The sequence below is a fragment of the Saccharothrix sp. NPDC042600 genome, assembly GCF_040647305.1.
Lineage (GTDB): Bacteria > Actinomycetota > Actinomycetes > Mycobacteriales > Pseudonocardiaceae > Actinosynnema > Actinosynnema mutabilis.
The window spans coordinates 405,744-424,644 of record NZ_JBEZBW010000001.1 but is presented as its reverse complement, the minus strand read 5'-3'; the positions used below and the strand labels follow the sequence as shown (position 1 = coordinate 424,644).

16 protein-coding genes are annotated in these 18,901 nt (G+C 71.8%); 9 read left to right on the top strand and 7 right to left on the bottom strand.

What is annotated here, in order from left to right; translation table 11 throughout:
* Positions 1 to 13 precede the first annotated feature (13 nt).
* Both AB0A74_RS01555 and AB0A74_RS01550 read left to right on the top strand, forming a co-directional pair.
* The gene (locus tag AB0A74_RS01555; protein ID WP_358246938.1) at positions 14 to 493 is read left to right on the top strand and encodes a cation:proton antiporter regulatory subunit; all 480 of its coding nucleotides are present in this window, start codon (positions 14 to 16) and stop codon (positions 491 to 493) included.
* Positions 494 to 496: 3 nt separating this feature from the next.
* Positions 497 to 1,636 (top strand): cation:proton antiporter, encoded by a 1,140-nt coding sequence (locus AB0A74_RS01550; RefSeq protein WP_358246937.1) that lies wholly within the window; start codon positions 497 to 499, stop codon positions 1,634 to 1,636.
* A gap of 358 nt (positions 1,637 to 1,994) precedes the next feature.
* On the opposite strand, the gene AB0A74_RS01545 is transcribed toward AB0A74_RS01550, so the two are convergent.
* On the bottom strand, positions 1,995 to 2,918 hold the full coding sequence (locus AB0A74_RS01545; protein WP_358246936.1) for a PucR family transcriptional regulator: 924 nt from the start codon (positions 2,916 to 2,918) through the stop codon (positions 1,995 to 1,997).
* Positions 2,919 to 3,069: 151 nt separating this feature from the next.
* Here AB0A74_RS01545 and AB0A74_RS01540 point away from each other — a divergent pair, with 151 nt between their 5' ends.
* Positions 3,070 to 4,149, top strand: a complete 1,080-nt coding sequence (locus AB0A74_RS01540) for an NACHT domain-containing protein (RefSeq protein ID WP_358246935.1) — start codon at positions 3,070 to 3,072, stop codon at positions 4,147 to 4,149.
* A gap of 565 nt (positions 4,150 to 4,714) precedes the next feature.
* Positions 4,715 to 5,887, top strand: coding sequence for a hypothetical protein (locus AB0A74_RS01535; protein WP_358246934.1), 1,173 nt, complete (start codon positions 4,715 to 4,717; stop codon positions 5,885 to 5,887).
* On the opposite strand, the gene AB0A74_RS01530 is transcribed toward AB0A74_RS01535, so the two are convergent.
* The 3 genes from AB0A74_RS01530 to AB0A74_RS01520 form a co-directional block, all read right to left on the bottom strand.
* On the bottom strand, positions 5,872 to 6,240 hold the full coding sequence (locus AB0A74_RS01530; protein WP_358246933.1) for an SPW repeat protein: 369 nt from the start codon (positions 6,238 to 6,240) through the stop codon (positions 5,872 to 5,874). The genes AB0A74_RS01535 and AB0A74_RS01530 overlap by 16 nt on opposite strands.
* A 238-nt stretch (positions 6,241 to 6,478) precedes the next feature.
* Positions 6,479 to 7,339, bottom strand: a complete 861-nt coding sequence (locus AB0A74_RS01525; protein WP_358246932.1) for an acetylxylan esterase — start codon at positions 7,337 to 7,339, stop codon at positions 6,479 to 6,481.
* Between the two features lie 191 nt (positions 7,340 to 7,530).
* Positions 7,531 to 8,832, bottom strand: coding sequence for a cation:proton antiporter (locus tag AB0A74_RS01520; RefSeq protein WP_358246931.1), 1,302 nt, complete (start codon positions 8,830 to 8,832; stop codon positions 7,531 to 7,533).
* 194 nt (positions 8,833 to 9,026) lie between these two features.
* Here AB0A74_RS01520 and AB0A74_RS01515 point away from each other — a divergent pair, with 194 nt between their 5' ends.
* The 3 genes from AB0A74_RS01515 to AB0A74_RS01505 all read left to right on the top strand — a co-directional run bounded on the left by AB0A74_RS01515 (position 9,027) and on the right by AB0A74_RS01505 (position 10,837).
* Positions 9,027 to 9,782 (top strand): peptidase inhibitor family I36 protein, encoded by a 756-nt coding sequence (locus AB0A74_RS01515; protein ID WP_358246930.1) that lies wholly within the window; start codon positions 9,027 to 9,029, stop codon positions 9,780 to 9,782.
* A gap of 142 nt (positions 9,783 to 9,924) precedes the next feature.
* Positions 9,925 to 10,341, top strand: a complete 417-nt coding sequence (locus tag AB0A74_RS01510; protein ID WP_358246929.1) for a peptidase inhibitor family I36 protein — start codon at positions 9,925 to 9,927, stop codon at positions 10,339 to 10,341.
* 154 nt (positions 10,342 to 10,495) lie between these two features.
* Positions 10,496 to 10,837 (top strand): hypothetical protein, encoded by a 342-nt coding sequence (locus tag AB0A74_RS01505; protein WP_358246928.1) that lies wholly within the window; start codon positions 10,496 to 10,498, stop codon positions 10,835 to 10,837.
* A 654-nt stretch (positions 10,838 to 11,491) separates the two neighbouring features.
* Here AB0A74_RS01505 and AB0A74_RS01500 read toward each other — a convergent pair.
* From AB0A74_RS01500 to AB0A74_RS01490, 3 genes are all read right to left on the bottom strand, one after another.
* Positions 11,492 to 12,247, bottom strand: coding sequence for a sigma-70 family RNA polymerase sigma factor (locus tag AB0A74_RS01500; RefSeq protein WP_358246927.1), 756 nt, complete (start codon positions 12,245 to 12,247; stop codon positions 11,492 to 11,494).
* Positions 12,248 to 12,487: 240 nt separating this feature from the next.
* Positions 12,488 to 13,222, bottom strand: coding sequence for a class I SAM-dependent methyltransferase (locus AB0A74_RS01495; protein WP_358246926.1), 735 nt, complete (start codon positions 13,220 to 13,222; stop codon positions 12,488 to 12,490).
* Positions 13,223 to 13,494: 272 nt separating this feature from the next.
* Positions 13,495 to 13,863, bottom strand: coding sequence for a hypothetical protein (locus AB0A74_RS01490; RefSeq protein WP_358246925.1), 369 nt, complete (start codon positions 13,861 to 13,863; stop codon positions 13,495 to 13,497).
* Between the two features lie 806 nt (positions 13,864 to 14,669).
* Here AB0A74_RS01490 and AB0A74_RS01485 point away from each other — a divergent pair.
* Positions 14,670 to 17,951, top strand: a complete 3,282-nt coding sequence (locus tag AB0A74_RS01485) for an AAA family ATPase (RefSeq protein ID WP_358246924.1) — start codon at positions 14,670 to 14,672, stop codon at positions 17,949 to 17,951.
* Entirely contained in the window at positions 17,948 to 18,772 is an 825-nt protein-coding gene (locus AB0A74_RS01480; RefSeq protein WP_358246923.1) for a serine peptidase, read from the top strand. Before AB0A74_RS01485 ends, AB0A74_RS01480 begins: the two co-directional genes overlap by 4 nt.
* The last annotated feature ends 129 nt before the right edge of the window (positions 18,773 to 18,901 follow it).

Here is an 18,901-nt window from a genome sequence, read left to right as displayed (position 1 = left end):
CGATGATGGGGCGATGGACGTCAACGAGGTGCTCCTGCCCGGGGTCGGGTTGCGCTACGAGTTCACCAACGCCGACGGGCAGCGGGTCGGGATCATCGCGCGTCGGTCGGGCGGGTTCGAGGTGGTCGCCTACTCGGCGACCGACCCCGACGAGAGCCGGCCGCTGCTGCGCCTGACCCGCGACGAGGCCGACACGGTGGCCGAGATCCTCGGCGCGCCGCGCATCGCCGAACGCTTCGCCGACCTCACCAAGGAGGTGCCCGGCCTCGCGGCGGGCCAGGTCGTCGTGCCGCCCGGGGCTCCGCACGCCGACCAGCCGCTGGGCTCGACCCGCGCGCGGACCCGCACCGGCGCGTCGATCGTGGCCGTCGTGCGCGGCGAGGACGTCATCGCCTCACCGGCGCCCACGGAAGTGCTGCGGGCGGGTGACGTGCTGGTGGTGATCGGCACGCACGAGGGGATCGAGGGCGTCCGGCGGATCATCGAAGGCTGAGGCGTGCACACCTCGCTCGCGCTGCTGCTGGAACTGGGCGTCATCCTCCTGGCGCTCAGCGCCCTGGGCGCGCTGGCCCGCCGGGTCGGCCTGTCCCCCATCCCGCTGTACCTGCTGGCCGGTCTCGTGCTGGGCGAGGGCGGCATCGCGCCGGTGCCGGCCGCGGGCGAGTTCGTCGAAACCGGGGCGTCCATCGGCGTGGTGCTGCTCCTGCTGACGCTAGGCCTGGAGTTCTCGACCGCGGAGTTCACCCACAGCCTGCGCCGCCACCTGCCCTCGGCGCTGGTGGACCTGGTGCTGGGCGTCGCGCCCGGCGTCGTGGCGGGACTGCTGCTCGGGCTGGACGCCGTGGGCGTCGTGGCGCTGGCCGGCGCGACGTGGGTGTCCTCGTCGGGGATCGTCGCCCGGCTGCTGGACGACCTGCGCCGGCTGGGCAACCGGGAGACACCGTCGGTGCTGGCCGTCCTGGTCATGGAGGACTTCGCGATGGCCCTGTACCTGCCGGTGCTGGCCGTGCTCGCGGCCGGCGGCGCGTGGTGGGAGGCGTCGCTGGGGGTGCTGGTGGCGGTCGGCGCGGTCGGGGCGGCGTTGCTCGCCTCGCACCACTACGGCCACCACGTCAACCGGTGGCTGGCCCACCCCGACGCCGAACAGCTGATGCTGCGCGTGCTGGGGACCACGCTCGTCGTGGCGGCGCTGGCCGAGTTCGTCGACGTGTCCGCGGCGGTCGGCGCGTTCCTGGTCGGCCTGACGCTGACCGGCGAGGCCGCCGAACGCGCCCGCGCCGTGCTGGCCCCGCTGCGCGACCTGTTCGCCGCCGCGTTCTTCCTCGCCATCGGCCTGGCCGTCAGCCCCGCCGACCTGCTGCCCGTGCTGCCGGTCGCACTGGCCCTGGCCGCCGCCGGCGTGGCGGCGAAACTGGTCACCGGCTGGTACGCCGCCGGCCGCGACGGAGCCGGACGCCGGGGCCGGCTGCGCGCGGGCACGGCGCTGATCGCGCGCGGCGAGTTCTCCATCGTGATCATCGGCCTCGCCGGCACGGGCCACACCGAACTCGGCCCGCTGGTCACCGCCTACGTCCTGCTGCTGGCCACAGCCGGCCCGATCATCACCCGCTGGTTCGGCGCGACCCGCACGGCCTGACCCCGGCGACCCGCGTGCACCGGCCGCCGACCGTGGCCGACCACGTCGAGGCGCGGCGACCCACCGAAGGCCGCGATCAGGGCGACGCACCGGAGCACGCGCATCGCGCTCCGGTGCGCCCTGGGAAGGGCGTGCTGCCCGAAGCTTCCGCGAGGACCGGCCAGAGCGCGCGTAGCACCGCGTGTTCCTCCCCCCTGGCCGGTCCTCGCCACCGACACCCCCGCGTCGGCGTTGGCGCCAATGCTGCCGCGCACGACACCGGCCGACAACGTGCGGAACCGGCCAATGATCACGCCGTTGTTTGCCGACCTCCGGCAACCTCACAGCAGCTTCGACCCCAGCACCGCCACGTGCAGGGTCAGCCCCTGAACGGGACCGCCGACACCAGACCCTCAAGCGCCGCGCGGTCGCGGCCCAGCACCTGGAAGAGCAGCAGGTCCGACGCTCGGTGCACGCGGCCGGGCAGGTCCAGCCGCACGGCCACGTCCAGCGCGTCGCGCGCCTGCCCGAACGACCGCACCGGCCCGCCCGGCCCGTCCTCCGCCAGGCCGACGCCCACCCGCCACGCCACCCCGTCCCCCACCGCCGCGCCGACCAGCCGGACGAACTCCTCCACCAACCCGATCAGCCGCTCCGGACCGACGCACACCAGCAACCCGTCCTTGGTGGTCACCAGCACGTCCCGCGCCTCGACCCGGCCACGCAGCGCGGCGTCCACCCGGCACACCGGGGCACTACCGTCCACAAAGGACTCCTCGATCCACGCGACCGCCACGACCGTCCGCGCCGCCAGCCGGAACCCCACCCGTTCCGCGCGTTCGGCCAACTCCCCCAGGTTGCGGCCGTCGAGCAGGTCGTCCACGAACTCCCGCCGCGACGACTCCTCCCGCCGCACCGCCCAGCGCCGCGCCTCCTCGTATCCCTCGGCCAACGCGCCCACCGCCGCGTCGGCGGCGCGGAACACCGCCTTGCCCACCGCGCTGAACATCTCCGCGCCCGTCGAGCCCCGCACACCCGGCAACGACGGCCACGCCAACCACGTCGCACTCAAGTACAGGTCGATCGCGCCCCGCATCGACACACCCCGCTCGGCCGCCACCGCACCCACCGCGCGCCGCGACTCCAGGTGCTCGACCGACAGCCGCCCACCACCCGCGCTGACCTCCGCCAACGCCTCCGGGTAGCCGTCGAGCAGGTCCGCCGGGACACCCTGCGCGTCCTGACTGGCCCGCCGCGCGATGTCCGCGACGTCCATCACCGGCACCGGTTCCTTCCTCGCCATGGGGCACAGGTTCGCACCCACGCCCGCCCGAACGGACCAAGTGCGCCGTAACGACCCCGGGCGGCCGAGGCGATCATCTAGTGTTCGCCGGAGTCTTTGACGGGAGTGCGGTCGGGTCATGGGTCGCTGGTCGCCTCGGCGTGAGCGATCGGTGCTCGCGCTGTGGTCGCTGACGCTGGTGGTGGTGACGGCGGCGCTGGCCCTGGCGACGAACGTGGCGTCCTCCAGCACCCAGCCGTGGCCGTGGGGACTCGGCGTGTTCCAGCGCTACCCGTGGCAGGCGTTCGCCGTGCTCATGGCCGGCGCGATGGCGCTGACCCTGCTGACCCTGCGGCGCAGTTGGCGCGCGGAGGACGAGGCCGCGCGGGCGGCGAGCGCGTCCCCGGAGGCGTTGAACGCCATGACCGAATCGCTGGCCGTCACGTTCCGGGACGAGATCGACGACGAGCTGCGCACCCGGGCGCTGGGCACCTGGATCGACCTGCCGGTGCGCACCGACCCGGCCGGTCCCACGACGCTGGACGCGGTCGTCGCCGGACTGGGCCGCGGCCCGCGCCGGGTCGTGCTGACCGGCGCGGCGGGCAGCGGCAAGAGCACCGCGCTGCTGATGGTCGCGCGGCACCTGCTGCGCGGACGCGGAGACCGGGCGGCCGTGCCCGTGCTGGTCAGCCTCTCGACCTGGAACCCCGCCGCGGAGGGCCTGGACGAGGTCGTCCGCCGCCGGCTCGGCCTGCCGGGACGGCGCGGGCGCGGCCCGGAGCCCATCGACGTGGTCAGCACCCGCCGCGTCCTGCCGGTGCTCGACGGCGTCGACGAACTGCCCGAGGCGCTGTGGCCCGCCGCCCGCTCGGCGCTGGCCCGCACCCTCGACTCCCCCGACCGGGAGTTCGTCCTGGCCTGCACCGCCGCGGCGGTGGAGGCGATCGTGCCCGAGGAGTGCCTGCGCGTCGGCGGCACGCGGGTCGTGGCGCTGGGCTCGGTGGGCGTCGAGGAGTCGATCGCCTACCTCGCGGCGGCCAGCCGGGGCGACGCGCGGCGCTGGGACCCGGTGTTCGACCTGCTGCGCGCCGAGCCGGACGGGGTGACCGCGCGGGCGCTGTCCTCGCTCCTGCTGCTGCACCTGGCCTCCGTGGTGTACCGCGACCGCGGGTCCCGGCCGGGGGAACTCGTCGACGACGCCCTGTTCCCACGTCGGGCGACATCGAACGCCACCTGTTGTCGCACTACCTGACCAGCGCGTACGGCGGCGAGTCCGTCCGGGTGCACCGGTGGCTCGGGTCGATCGCGGCACTGCTGACGTTCCGCCGGTCCACGGAGTTCGTGTGGTGGAACGCGGGACTGCCCTCGCCCTTCTCGGACTCCGCGCCGCCGACGCCACGCCGACCGGCCGGGCGCGGGGCGTGGCGCCTGGTCCTGCGGAGGCTCAAAACCACGTTCCAGGTCACCTTCAGCGGGATCGCGGTCGTGGTGGTCGCCCACCTGCAGATGACCTACCAGGCGTCACGGCAGTTCGGCACGCCCGTCGAGTTCGCGGAACTCGCGCGCAGGCAGGACTGGTGGACGATCGCCCTGTTCTGGGCCGCGACGTTCACGGTGAGCGTCATCTGGGTGCGGTTGACCGTCTCGGGGCCGGAAGCCAGGAGCGGCCTGCGCGCCCAACTGGCCGCCGACCTGCGCACCGGCCTGGTCCGCGGCGGCTACCTCGCAGTGGTGCTCGGCGCCTGCGCGGCGGCGGCCGTCGCCGTCGGCTGGCCGTTCACCGCCGACTACCTGCGAGCACTCCTGCCGGAGGAAAGTTGCGCGACGTCCGGTTCCTCCTCGACGTGCCCGACACGCCCGACCGGTGGCTGCTCGCGGTCGCCCTCGGGGCCGGGGCGGCGGTCGTCGCGTTCACCGCGGTGTTCTGGCGAACGGCGTGGTTCCGCTTCCGCGTGGCAGCCCTGACCAGCGCGGCGCTGCGCCGGACGCCGCTGCGACTGGTCGGGTTCCTGGAAGACGCCCACAAGCGCGGGGTGCTGCGCCGCAACGGCGAAGTGCTGCAATTCCGGCACCGCACCGTGCAGTGGCACCTCGCCCGCCCGCTCCCGCCCCGCTCCGCCCGCGAGGTGATCGCCGAGACCGAGCAGGCGCTCGCGGAAACCGACGACGACGGGGCTCTGGCCGCGCTGCGCCGCCTGGAGGCGGTCGCGTTCTACGACCGGTCCGCCCGCGCCGCCTGGAACCGCCTGCACGGCGACCGCCGGTGCCTGGCGCCGCTGCCCCACCTCCTGGCCGCCCGCAGGGCGATCGCGTGGTGGGAAGCCGTCATCGACAGCGGAGCCGACGACGCCACCGCCGAACTGTTCGACCTCTACGACTGGCTGCTCGCGATCCAGCCGCCCGGCTTGATCGACGTGTACCTGTCCGCCAAGGCCGACACGTTCACGAGGTCGTACCAGGACCGCAGCCGCACCATCACGTGGACGGAAAGCGCGGACGTCACGCCCGCGGTCGAAGGGGCCCTCCACCTCGCGGCGTCATGGCACGACGGCCCGCTCCGGACCGGCGCGGTGCTCGTCGCGCTCGCCGAGGAAGACCCCGGCCTCGACTGGGCCGGCTTCTGGGACCACCTCGACCACCCCGACCTGGACGACCTCGCCGAGGCCGACGACGCCGAAGGCGTCACCCCGCTGGTCCTCGACGGCGAGGAACCGGAGATCTCCCAAGACCTGGCCGACGCCCTCACCCTGGCCACCCGGGCCGCCGAGCGGTACGACGTGTCCCCGGTGTCGGGCGGTCTGCTCGCGTTGGCGCTGCTCACCGTCCCGGGAACGGGAGCGGCGCGGGCACTCCTCGCGCACACCGGCCTCGACGCCGCCGACCTGGTGGACGCGGCGCTGACCCACCTGGTCGACCCGGACGAGTACCCCGACTACGAGGACTGGTCGTCCACCGTCGAGCACGTCGGTTCGGCTCAGCGAAGCCGGTGAGCCAGGAACGCGAGCGCGGCACCCAGCACGGCGATCCCGCCGCCCACCGCCCAGTCGTTCACCGTCGCGGCGGTGGCGTCGGTACCCGCGCGGTGGTCCAGCACGAACGGCGCCAACGCGACCCACAGCCCGGCCACGCACAGCAACGGCCCCGTCCACGGCGCCTCCTCCAGCGCCATCATGCCGACCACCGCCACCATGACCACAGCGGCACCCGCGAGCACGTCGTTGGTGTGCAACGTCAATCGCCCATCGGCGATCCCGTACCCGAACGCGAACGGAGCCAGTAGCAACCACAGCCCCAACAAGAACGCGGCCACGCACAGCGGACCGATCGGAACAGCGGTTCGCATGATCAGTCGAACACCAACCCGGCCCACACGACAGTGCTCCCCCGATCCGGCCAACGCACCCCACCGCGAACACGGCGCGTCCACCAGCAGCAGACCCGGCCCGCGGTGCCAACCACCGAATCGTGTCAACGGTCCATCCCACACCGCAACCACCAAGACCTCCCGGACCTCGTCCACACCCGGTTCCGGCACGAGGGTCCGGCCGCCCGGGGAAGGGTGGCCGGTTCCGGCGACCGGGTCAGCCGATCGCGTCGGCCCTCGCGTTGCGGTCCACCGAGGACCAGGCGGTGTCGAGGAACAGCTCGGTCTCGTCCTTCGGGCCGAAGAAGACCGACTTGGCCTTCACGTCGCCGGCCAGCCAGTAGCGGAACCAGGCCGTGAGCACCCCGACCAGGCGGGTGCGGGTCTCACCCGGGAAGAAGTGGTCGGACCCCTTCAACTCGGCGAACACCGCGGGGACGTGCCCGGCCGAGGCGTAACGGCCGCGGACGTAGAACGACGGCACGATGTAGTCCAGCCGGCCCGCGACGAACAGTGCCGGCCCCGTCAGCGCCGGCACCGAGCCCTGCGGGCCTGGCTGCACCGGCGCGGTCACCGTGATCAGCGGGTCGGCGCCCGCGGCGATGGCCCCGCCACCGCCCTGCGAGTGGCCCGCCGCGCCGACCTTCCCCGGGTCGATCCGACCGTCGAAGACACTGCCGGGACGGGAGTTCTCGCCGATCAGGTAGCGCGCACCCGCCAACATCTCCTGACCGGAACCCGACTGCCCGGTGTTCGCCGCCGCGACGACGACACCCCACGAGGCGATGTGCTTGAGGAACAGGTCGTACTGGTCGACCGTGGCGTTGGTGCCGTTGCCCCACACCAGCACCGGGTGCCTGGTGGTCGAGGACGCGATGTCGGCCGGGTAGTACAGGGTGTGGTCCGGCCCGCCCACCACCTTGGTCACCGCGTGCGGACCGGGCTGCTCGTAGTACCGCTCGACGGCGGTCACCGCCTCGGGGGCGGCCTCCGCGATGGAACCGGGGACTTGCGCGACCACGAGGGCGACGGCGACGGCCGACCACCCGAATGCGCGGCGCAGGGAGCGCGATGTCATGTCGGATTTCCTTCGATCGATTCCCTCGGGGGACCGCCGGATCGTCGCAGTCTCGCGGTACCCGGCGCATCGGACCGGTTCCGAATTTCTCCCCGGGATCGTTGTGACGGATCACAAGAAAATACTGTTGACGAAATCCCATCCCGCACCCGAATCCCCGAATCGCAAACCGGTGGACCGGAGGCGACTGCTCACACCGGAGTCCGCGGTGCTTGGCCTTCGTCGCCGTGCCGGGCGCGGGCCGCGCGCACCCGTGTCCGGTCCAGCAGCCTGATGGCCGGGGTCGCGGTGACCCCGTGCAACAGGATCGACCCGACCACCACCAACGCGACGACCCGCCAGATCGCCTGGGCGTCGGCGAAGTCACCGGCGTCCAGCGCGTAGGCCACGTAGAACAGCGACCCGATCCCGCGCACGCCGAAGAACGAGATGACCAGCCGCTCCCGCGGACCGGTCCCGCCGCGCGCCAACCCGACCAGCCCGGTCATCGGACGCACCACCAGCAGCACCACCGCGGCCACCAGCACCTCCCGCCACCCCGTGCCGACCAGCAGGCCCGTGACCACCGCCCCGCCCAACAAGAAGATGATCAACACAGTCAGCATGCGTTCGAGCTGCTCGACGTACTGGTGCAGAACCCGGTGGTACCCGTGGGACCGCTCACCCGCCCGGATCGTGCACGCGCACACGAACACCGCGATGAACCCGTACCCCTCGGCCAACTCGGTCAAGCCATAGGCCAGGAACGTGCAGGCCAACGCGACGAACCCCTCCGCATGCTCGGCCAGCCGGAACTTCTCCGACGGCGCGGAGAAGAACAACGCCCGCAACGCCCACCCGGTCAGCAGCCCCACCAGCAGACCGCACCCCAACCGCCACAGCACGTCCACGGCCAGCCAGTGCGGCACCCACTCCCCCGGCGCCGCCCCCACCACGCTGATCGCGATGGCGGCATAGGTGAACGGGAACGCCAACCCGTCGTTGAGCCCCGCCTCGGACGTCAACGCGAACCGCGCCTCGTCCTCGGTCGAACCCGGATCGTCCGGGTCCTCCGCGGGCTCGGCCACCTGGACCTCGCTCGCCAACACCGGGTCGGTCGGCGCGACCACCGCCGCCAGCAACAACGCCGACGCCGCACCCCAGCCCAACACCCCCCACCCCAGCACCCCGACCGCCACCACCGACAACGGCATCGTCACGGCCAACAACCGCCACGTCGTCGACCACCGCCGCACCCCCACCGGCCGGTTGAGCGCCAGGCCCGCACCCATCAACGACACGATCACGCACAGCTCCGTCAGGTGCAGCGTGGCCACGCCGTGCCGGACCGGGTCCGGATCGGGCAACGACCCCACGACCGCGAACGTGACCGCGCCCGCCGCCAGGAACACCATCGGCATCGACACCGGCAACCTGCCCAGCACCCGCGGCAACAACGCGGCCAGCAGCGTCGCGACCCCGACACCGGCGTAGGCCAGGGCACTCCCACCCACGAAACGGCTCCTCTCCGGCCCGGTCCGACCGGGACTGTCGGCGTCGGGTACCCACCACCGCACCGGACATGGCCGACGACCTCGCGGCCCGCCGGGAGAGTCCGCTCACGCGCACATCACCACCGATCGGGGGAAATCCCCATCGGACTCCGGGTTGCCATACTGCCGGTGACGCACAGTGACATGGGGGGACCATGGGTGAGGAGCCGAAGCGGACCGGACGAAGAGGACGGGTGGCCAGGGCACCCGAGGGTGACGGGCCGGTCGCCGTCTTCGCCCGCCACCTGTGGGAGCTCAAGCAGCAGGCGGGAGACCCGTCCTACGCCGCGATGCGCGACGACCACGGCGCACTGGCCTCGACGTCGGCGTTGTCGGCGGCGGCCCGTGGCACCCAACTGCCCTCGTGGGACACGACCTGGGAATTCGTCCGATCGCTCGCGGTGGGCGTGCTGGGCCAGGACGAGCGGGAGGTGTACGCGCGGTGGCGGCGGCGCTGGGAGCAGGCCTCCGCCGCCGTCCCGGACCAACCGCCACCGGTGGAACCCGCCCAGGCGCCACCGCGCACCAGGCGGTGGCTGTGGTGGGTGCTGGGTTCGGCGGTCGCGGCCGGACTGCTCGTGGTCGCCGCGGTCGTGCTGTGGCCACGCCCGGAGCCCCGGGCACCGACTACGATCGCCGAGCCGTGTGAAGCGACCTGGCTGTGCCTGTACCGCAACACCGGCTTCGACGACATGAATTTCCGCACCCAACGGCAGAACGCGTGCTGGCGACTGGCCGACTACCAATTGCAGGACGCCGTGTTCTCTTACGACAACAACCTGCCGGTCACCGGCCGGTTCTACGACTCGGCGAAGAACGAGGTCGGCAACTTCCGCGCCGGTGACAGCAGCTCGGACAGTTCCTCGCTTCCCGGCGCGCACTGGTTCTGCACCGGCTCCGCAAGACCCTGATTTGGCCGGCCAGCGCTCCGGAGCAGGGCCCTGAACTGGGTATTCGTCGTCATTTGGCCATAGTCAAAACCGCAGGGCTTCCCCAACGCCGAACCGCTCCTAGAGTCGTCACGGCAGGACGTATGAGCGAAAGGGGAGGATCGTGAAACGACTTTTCTCGACCGTGGCAGCAATGCTCATGCTCGCGGTGATGACCGTCGGCACGGCATCCGCCACGCCGGCGAACACAGGGCCAGGCGCGGAAGCCTGGTGGGATTGCCCGGACGGGTATTTCTGCGCGTGGTACTACGAGGACGGCGCCGACCGGGGCAGCGACGGCAAGCCCGACTTCTACGGTCGGGTCGGCGCACCGGACCTGCGCGAATTCGGCCTGAACGACCACGTGTGGTCGGTGTGGAACCGGACCGGCGAGGTGTGGTGCACCTACCCCGACATCAACTACGCGGACCTGAACGGCGGCACGTCCCCCAACCCTTGGGCGGTGGGCAACTGGCGGGGCAACACCCGCCAGTACAACATGCAGAACGTCATCAGCTCCCTCAGGCGGGGGTCGTGCTGACGACCCCAGGCCAGTCACCCGTGACGGCATAGGGGGAGCGCTGCGGGGTGACACCAAGGCGAGGCCCGGCACACCTGGTGCCGGGCCTCGCCCCCGGTGGGTCCAGGCACGTGGGCGCCGGTGCGGGTGAGCCGGCCGGCCGGACGATTCCGCCGTGAGCGACACCTCGTTCGTGATCGTGGGCGCGGTCGCCGGCCTCTGCGGCGTGGAGTCGCTGCACGAACTCGACGCCGTTCACGCCGCTTACCGCCCGGGCCTCGATCCCGTCACTGTCGAGAGCGCCTATCGGGCGGCGGTCGACCAGCGACTGGCGCCGCACGGACTCGCGATCGACGGCCGGGACCGCGAGAGGGCGCTGTGGCCGCTGTCCGACGACTTCGACGTTGGCACCCTGGTCCGAGCCGCGTTGGACGTCTCCGACCCGGCGGGCACCACCGGACTGCACAGCGCCGGTTCAAGCGCGTCCGAGGTTCCCCGGCACCCGGCGGGCGGGTGAACGAGGACGCGCGCACATCCACCGCTCGGGTTGCGTCGTGAGCGTCGTGACGAAGGCCTACCGTTTGACACGGGCACGAATGGCAAGTGCCGAAGTCGCCGGCGCCCGGTTCGTCTCTGGCGTCCTCGCGGGCCCTGCACAGCGACCGGCACAACACGGCCAGCCGGGCCTAGCTGACCGGGTGTCGACCGCCGCAGTCGAACCGGTCGGCACCCAGCATGGTTTCGGCGTCGAGCCGTAGGACCAACTCCTCCAAGCGCGACGTCGGCCGGTGTGAGGTGGTGGCCGGGGCGGACGCGGTAGGTCGGTATGTCGTCGTAGCCGGTGTCGGCCCCGGCGCGGACCTGGTGCACGGCAGGCACGGTCGCGAGGTGGTCCAGCCAGTCGATGATCCAGCGGGGAGTCGCGGTCGTGGGGCAGTGCGGTCGGCTTCACCTCGCCGCAGTGGCGCAGGAACCACCGCATCGCCGTGGCCGGGTCGTCGCGCAGCGAGGTGGGCAGCGACCCGACGAGGTGCACGAGGGTGCGACTCACGACACCTCTATTCCTCTACGAGTGGAATCGGCCACCAACACGAGATGCGCACAGTCCCATATGGACGGTCGTCGAGTCCGTCCACGCGATCTTGTGACCGCCTCACACCACCATGTCGGATCAGCGAACGCGGGGGACGGACCGCGCGAGGCGACCGGCGACGTCGGCCACCTCGTCGGCCAGTTCGCGACAACGCCGGCACCGGCCGAGGTGTGCGCGCACGACGTCGTCGTGCGCGTCGCCGACAGCACCGCGAAGCCAGGAACCGAATCGATCCACAATGGACTTGCACGCGCCGTCGACCACACCGACGTGTTGCTGCACATAAGCCCGTCTCAGCCCTTCACGGGCGCGGTAGCTCAACGCAGCCACGCCGTTGGCGGTCAGTCCGAGCACAGTAGCCAGGTCCGCGGGCGTGCGCCCGTCGATCTCCGTGTACCGCAACACCGTTCTCCACCCGACGGGCAGCCGGGAGAACGCCTTCACCGCGAACGACTGTTCCAGCCGGTCCACGACGGTGTCCTGGAAGGGCACCGCCGTCGCCTGCGGGGCGACGGTCGCGACGTCGTCCGTGAGCACCACGGCCCTGCCCTCCCGACACTTGTCGTAGGCGGTGTGGCGCAGCACCGTCAACAGGTAGGACCGGAAGCAGCCGTCAAGATCCGGCCCACCACCCCGCCGAAGCACGACCAGGACCTTCATGAAGGTCGCGGAGACCAGGTCGTCGGCGTCGGCCGCGCTCCGGACCAACTGCCGCGCGAGCCGATAGGCCGCCTCCCGGTGCTGCCGGTACAGCGTCCCGAACGCGCCGGAACACCCGCCGCGCACCGCGCCGACGAGCTGACGACCCGATTGATCACATGGTTGTCGTGCCATGGGGGTTGAGCCTTTCGATCGGTACGTGACGGGCACCGACAGCACGTCGGGCAACCCGTACCCGCTCAGCAGAACGCCGCCGCGGTGGACACGCCACTCGGGCGCGCATCCGACAGGTCGACGGGCCTCAGCCTGGCACGCGCGGACGCACTTCGGGGCCCACACCACCGCATCCGGTACGCACGATCCCCCGACCTCGGCATCGCCTTCACGCGAGGAGGATCGATCAACCACCCCGCCTCACACCATCGGGCCGAAGTTCCACACGACGGTGGCCGGACACCAAGGGATCAACGACGTCCACAATGGACTTATGTGTCCTACGGTCGTCGCACTGGAGAGGCCCAGAAGCCACTCCTGCTCACTCGAGCCAGCTCTCGACGTCTTGCACGCTCCAGGTCGACTCGCCTGCCGGTCCACTTCGAACACCCAGTGCCAGTGGCGCGAACCGACCCCGTCCAGTTCGGCGTCGAAGGCGTTGAGCAGCCGGAAACCGCGGTGCAGCCGCACGAGGTCCGCCGCGTCGAGGTAGAGGCGTGGGTGGCTCCTCTCGTCACTCGCCCCGGGCTGGACGAAGGTGTTCGCCGCGACCTCGACGCCCTTTCCGTAGTGCGCGTTGCGTTTCGACAGCATCGTGGACAGGTACAGCCCGCCCGGCCGCAGCACCCGGCGCACCTCGGCCAAGGCGCGTCCGGGGATGTGATCGTCACCACAATGTGCTGCGGAGAAGGCGAGCACGAGGTCGAAGCCGCCGGCCGGGCAGTGCGGGGACGCGATGTCCGCGACGGCGGCGGTGAAGGGCAGGCACCGGTCCGCCGCCTCGGCTCGGACGAACTCGACCGCGGCGCCGCTGCGGTCGAGTTCGTGGACCGCGAACCCCTCCGCGGCCAGCAGCAGCGCGTGCCGGCCCAGCCCGCAGCCGAGGTCGAGCACGTCACGCACCCCACGGTCGAGCAGGCCGTCAACGGCTTGCACCACCCACGGGTGCGGCAGGGACCAGGCGTCCCTTCCACCACGGGTGCGCCACAGACGGTCCCAGTACAGGTGAGCAGTCGTCGGATCACTCCGCCGCGGACCCGGTCCGAAATCACGACAGTCGTCCTGCGCGATCGTGCGGGAGGTTCGCAGCCGATCGCCGTGCCGCACAGTCCAGGAGTCCACGCAGGCTTGTCAACACCGTTGGCGCACAGGGGAATCCGGCGTGTCCACGTGGCAACGACGGCTGGTGGACAGGGGACGCGTGCTGCTCAACCAGGCCCGGACGGCGGCGAGGGGGCGAGGCGCTCCGGCACCAGGTCCAACGCCACCTGCGCGGCGACAAGGGCCTCCCGCGTGGCGAGCGCGTCGCCGTCGATGCCGTGGGTGAAGGCGTTGCGCACCAACCCCCACACCAACGCCAACTGCCCGTTCCGGTCGGCGCTCGCACTCGCCTGCAGGACGTCGCGCACCGGCCACACAACGGTGAGGAAACTGTGGAGCACGGACCTGAGCGACCCCGGGGTGTGCAGGTCGAGCGACCCCGAGTCGAGATCACCCAAGGTCGCGGTGATCGCGGCGCGTAAAGCGCGGACGGCCTCGGGGGTGGCGGGATCCACGGGAAGAGGCGATCTGTCCATGGCGTAGCACATTATTCCAGATGACCTCCAACGGAAGTCGTCGAGCAGAGCACCCACCCAAAGAGTGACATCCGGACCGCCGACCACCGGTATCACCACCGCCGCACGCCACCGTGCTCGCCGCAAACGTGCGGTGAGCGGAATGCGTATTCACCTGGGTGGGCTTCGCGCCGATCACTCGCCATCCACAATGCCGCTGATGAACCGCGCCGCCATGACGATCCCTTCGGACTGCTCGATCACCGCTCGGGCACCAGCACGGCGCGCAGGTGCCCGGTCTGCGGATCTCCGGCAGCCGCTCCCCGCGCTCCAACGTGCGCGACAAGTCGCCCAAGGCCCACGTGACCTCGTCCACCCGCCGCACCACCTCGCCGTCGACGCCGTGGGCCGGTCACGCCGTGCGCCACACCCGGACGACCGACCCGGCGACTCATCGCGCCCAACCCCTCGCGCACGACCGTCGAGGGCCATGAACTGCCCTTCACGCGAGCTCCGACAACACCGGAGCGAATCGCCCGGTCGAAGCATTCTCCTCACCCGAAGTGGTTGCCGCAGGGCGCGCGGCCCGATGAGAGAGCCGCGATAGTTCGCTACACCTATTTTTGCGGACAACGTGCCCAAACACACGTCCACACTTTCGTCTTCGGAGCACGGGTTAGACTCGTCGGGTTGCCGCCTTCAGTGGCCGCGGCCATCCGCGCCACGTTGAGCAGCAGCGGCTAAGGGGAGAGTTGGAACACAGGAAAGCGCTCGTCCTGGGGATCGGTGAGTTCACGGGACGAGTGGCGGCCGGGGAAGAGCCCGCCTTGGACAGCACGTCGTGGCCGCCGTTGAGCTTCGTCGAGACAGTCGTCCCACGCCTCGACGCGGCCTTCCGGAAATTGGACTACGAAGTCCACTCCCTGCGCGACCCGCAACGACCGGCGCTCGTCGACGCCGTGACGCGCGACCTCGGGGAAGCGGGCACCTGCCTGGTCGTGCACACCGTGTCCCACGGCAAGACCGGCGACGACGACACCCGCCTGGACGTCGTCCCCGCCTGCGGCACCACCAGCCTGGGCACCAACGTCAGCGAGTGGATCAGCGCGGCACAGGAGCGCCGAGCGCCCACACTGTTCCTGCTCGACCTGTGCCGCGCCGGGCGCGCGGCCCGACTGCCGTGGCTGACCGCCCGCGCGGGACACGACTCCCGAGCCTGGGTCATCGCCGGCGCGGGCCCGGACGAGGACGCCTTCGACGGGCGGTTCAGCGACGCCGTCGCCTCTGTGCTCGAACAGCTCACGCACGACGGGTTGGGCACCGACCCCTCCGTCGAGTACGTCTCCTTCCAAACCCTGGCCCGCCGCATCGCCGAGCGGGTCGAGGCGGCGCCGGGTATCCCGCAACGCGTGCACGCCACGCCCATCGACCCGTCCCGGAAGGTCCCGGACCTCCCGTTCTTCCGCAACCCGAACTACGTGGACGACCAGCAACTCAAGGCCCGCCAGGCGATCGAGCCGCCACTGCGGTCCTTCCTGGACGAACTCGACGACGTCATGGACGCCGAACACTTCCTCGGCCGCGTAGGGTCCCACTTCGCCGGTCGGCGCCGCCAACTGCGCCGACTCGCCCGGTGGATGGACGGCGAAGTCCCGACCTCCGGGCTCCGCGTGGTCACCGGCAGCCCCGGCACCGGGAAGTCGGCCCTGCTCGGCGCCCTCGTGTGCGCCGCGCACCCTGTCCTGGCCACCGTCGTCCCCCAGGTCCGCGCCCGGTTGCACGCCTCCTGCTGCCCCTCGCGCAACGACCTCCTCGGAGCCGTCCACGCCCGCCAACGGCGCGTCGAAGAGCTGGTCGCCTCGATCGCCCGGCAACTCGGCCTGCCCGAACCCGCCGGCGACGCCCCCGCGACCACGCTGGCCCGGCACCTTGCCGGCCTGCCCGAAACCCCGGTCATCGTCGTCGACGCGGTCGACGAGGCGCTGGACCCCAAACGGGTGGTCGACGACCTGCTGCTGCCGCTGACCCTGGAAACCCACGCCAACGGCGCCCCGGTGTGCCGCCTGCTCGTCGGCGTGCGGCCACTGCCCGAATTCGCCAGGCTCCGCGACCTGGCCGCCCGCTCCGGCGAACTGCTCGACCTCGACAAGGTCAACGCCGACGAGCTGCGCTCCGACCTCAGGCAGTACCTCGTGGCCAGGTTGGCGGACATGCCCGGCTACGCGTCGGCGGCCCAACGCCCGGTGCGCCAGGCACTGGCCACCACCATCGCCGACCGCCTGGTCGTGGAAGGCCGCCGCGAGAACGCGGCGCGCAGCTACTGGGCCGCGCGGTTGGGGCGAACCCCGGCACGCCCACCCGAATGGGGCGCTTTCCTGGTCGCCGGGATGTTCGTCGCCTACCTCGACAGCGTCGTCCCCGTCACCGAACCGAAGGCCGCCGCACTGCTCGGCGCGACCGTACCCCGCAGCCTGCCCGCGGTGCTCGAACTCGAACTCGGCGTGCGACCCGACCGCGAACGCCTGCGGGCCACCCTCGCCGCACTGGCCCACGCCAAGGGCGAGGGCATGCCCGCCGACGTGGTGGGCCTCGTCGCGGCCGGGTTCTCCGCCACGGCGCACGGCGACGACGTCGACGCGCTGGTCAACGCCGGCCGCTTCTACCTCCGCACCACCGTCGAACGCGACGGGACGACCCTCTACCGGCTGCTGCACCAAAGCCTCGCGGACCACCTGCGCCGCTCCCCCACCGGTGTGCGAGCGCACGCCGCCACCGTCGACACCTCCGCCGTGCCGGCCTCGGCGACCGTCGTGTTCGACCGCCTGCTCGCAGCCGTGCGCGGAGGGGCTTGGGGCAGGTGGTCCTCGGCACCGCCCTACCTCCTGCGCCACGCGATCCACCACGCCACCGAGGTCGGCCGTGTCGACGAACTCCTCACCGACGTCGAGTTCCTCCTGCACGCAGACCGCGCGACCCTACTCTCCGAGCTGCACCGTGCATCCTCGGACGACGCCCGCACCAGCGCCGAGGTGTACCGGCGAGCCGCCCACCTGTGGTCCTCCAGACACACCTACGACGTGGAAAGCCGGCGCTGGACGCTTGCCCTCGAAGCGGCCCGGATGGGCAAACCCGAACTCGGACAGCGCATCGCCACCGGACCCGCGCCCGGCGGATGGCGCCCACGGTGGTCCACCGCGTTCCCGTTCGGAGGTCCCGGCCGAGTCACCGCCGCGACCTGCGCCGACTCCGACACCGGCACCGTGGTGGTCGCCGCAGGCACCACCGGGACAGTGGTGCGGCTGCGAACCCTGGACGGCACACCCGTCGGACAGCCACTGGCGGGGCACGCCGGGCACCTGTCAGCGGTCGAAGCCGCCCGCGTCGACGGTCGCAACCTCGTGTTCGCCGGCGGCGCAGACGGGCACCTCCGGCTCTGGGACGCCGACTCCGGCCACCTGGTGGACACCTTCCCGGCGCGCTGCGGCTGGATCAACGCCATAGCGGCGGCCCGACGCGGCGATTCGGTCCTGGCGATCACCTGCGGCGACGAGGCCGTCCGACTCTGGAACCCCCTGGGCACGCCACCCGTCCCCCCGGTGGTCAGCCACCGCTGGGGGCGAGCTGTCGCCGTCACGGAGATCGAACAGCGGCTCCACGTCATCACCGTGGCCAACGACCACGGGGTCCGCGTGTGGGACCTCGCCGACGGCACCCTGCGCTACCCGCCCATGAGAGCGCACCGGGACCGCGTCTACTCGGTCGCGTGCACCACCCTCAACGGCGACCCCATCGCGGTGACCGGTGGCGACGACGACGCGCTGCGGGTGTGGGACCTCGCCGACGGCTCCCCCATCGGCGACCCGCTGCTCGGCCACACCACGGCGATAGCGGCGGTCGCGTGCACGACCGTCGACGGGCGGCCCACAGTCTTCAGCGGAGGGCTCGACCACACCATCCGCCTGTGGGACCTGCCCAGCGGGACCTGCAGGGAGACGCTGCAGATGCCGGCGGCCGTGACCGCGCTCGCCGTCGCCCCGGACGGCGGCCTCGTCGTGGCCACGGAGTCCGACGTCATGATCTTGGAACGCTCCCCAGGAGGACGCGCGTGAACGGCATCGTCGGAGTCCACGGAGTGGGCAACTACCGGCCGGGCGAAACCCCGGAGGCGGCGTCCAGGCAACTGTCCGCCACCTGGCACCACAACCTCAGCATGAACGTGCCGGATCCGAGCCGCCTCGACGTCGCCTACTACGCCGACCTCCTCCGGCAGCCGGGACGGCAGGGGCAAGGCGACAGCCTCGACGCCCTGTCCCCGGAAGCCGAGACGATGCTTCGGGTGTGGCTGACGTCAGTCGGCGTTCCCGAGGCGGTCAGCCAGGGATGGGGGACGTGGCCCATGCGGCAAGCTCTCGCCTGGGTCGCGGAACGAAAGCGCGTCGCGCCCCGCCTGCTCGAACTATTCGTCTCCACGTTCTTCCGCGAGGTTTCGACCTATCTCGGACCGGCCGACTCCGCGCGGACGGCGGCTCGCGACCGCGTCGTCAACCTGATCCGCGACCGGAAGCCCCGGACCGTGATCGCGCACTCGCTCGGCTCGGTGGTCGCGTACGAAGCGTTGTGGGCGTGCCCCGACGAGCCCGTGGACCTGCTGATCACGCTGGGCTCCCCCTTGGCGATGCCCCACGTCGTCTTTCCGCGACTGGACCCGCGCCCCGCCGACGAGCGCGGCGCGCGGCCCCCAGGCGTGGCGCGATGGGTCAACCTGGCCGACCCCGGCGACCTGATCGCCCTACCGCCAGGCGGGCTCTCCCGACGATTCACCGGCGTGGACACAGACGACCACGACGTCGTGCACGCGTTCGACTTCCACCTCGCCGCCAACTACCTGCGCTGCGAGCGGCTGGCCAAAGAACTGCTGCCGAATGCTTGACGACCGCCCGGTCGCGTGGACGACGTCGAGACCGCCCGTACCGGTACCGTCCCGCCGTCGGGAGTCAACCGATCGGAGACATGGTCGTAGGCGGCATGGGACGAACAAGGTGGCTGGTGCCCAAGGCGC

Bases quoted from the DNA above. Each gene is read 5' to 3' on its own strand.
- AB0A74_RS01525 (WP_358246932.1), bottom strand. From the start codon at position 7,339: ATGACATCGCGCTCCCTGCGCCGCGCATTCGGGTGGTCGGCCGTCGCC.
- AB0A74_RS01555 (WP_358246938.1), top strand. From the start codon at position 14: ATGGACGTCAACGAGGTGCTCCTGCCCGGGGTCGGGTTGCGCTACGAG.
- AB0A74_RS01530 (WP_358246933.1), bottom strand. From the start codon at position 6,240: ATGCGAACCGCTGTTCCGATCGGTCCGCTGTGCGTGGCCGCGTTCTTG.
- AB0A74_RS01490 (WP_358246925.1), bottom strand. From the start codon at position 13,863: ATGGACAGATCGCCTCTTCCCGTGGATCCCGCCACCCCCGAGGCCGTC.
- AB0A74_RS01500 (WP_358246927.1), bottom strand. From the start codon at position 12,247: ATGGCACGACAACCATGTGATCAATCGGGTCGTCAGCTCGTCGGCGCG.
- AB0A74_RS01545 (WP_358246936.1), bottom strand. From the start codon at position 2,918: ATGGCGAGGAAGGAACCGGTGCCGGTGATGGACGTCGCGGACATCGCG.
- AB0A74_RS01515 (WP_358246930.1), top strand. From the start codon at position 9,027: ATGGGTGAGGAGCCGAAGCGGACCGGACGAAGAGGACGGGTGGCCAGG.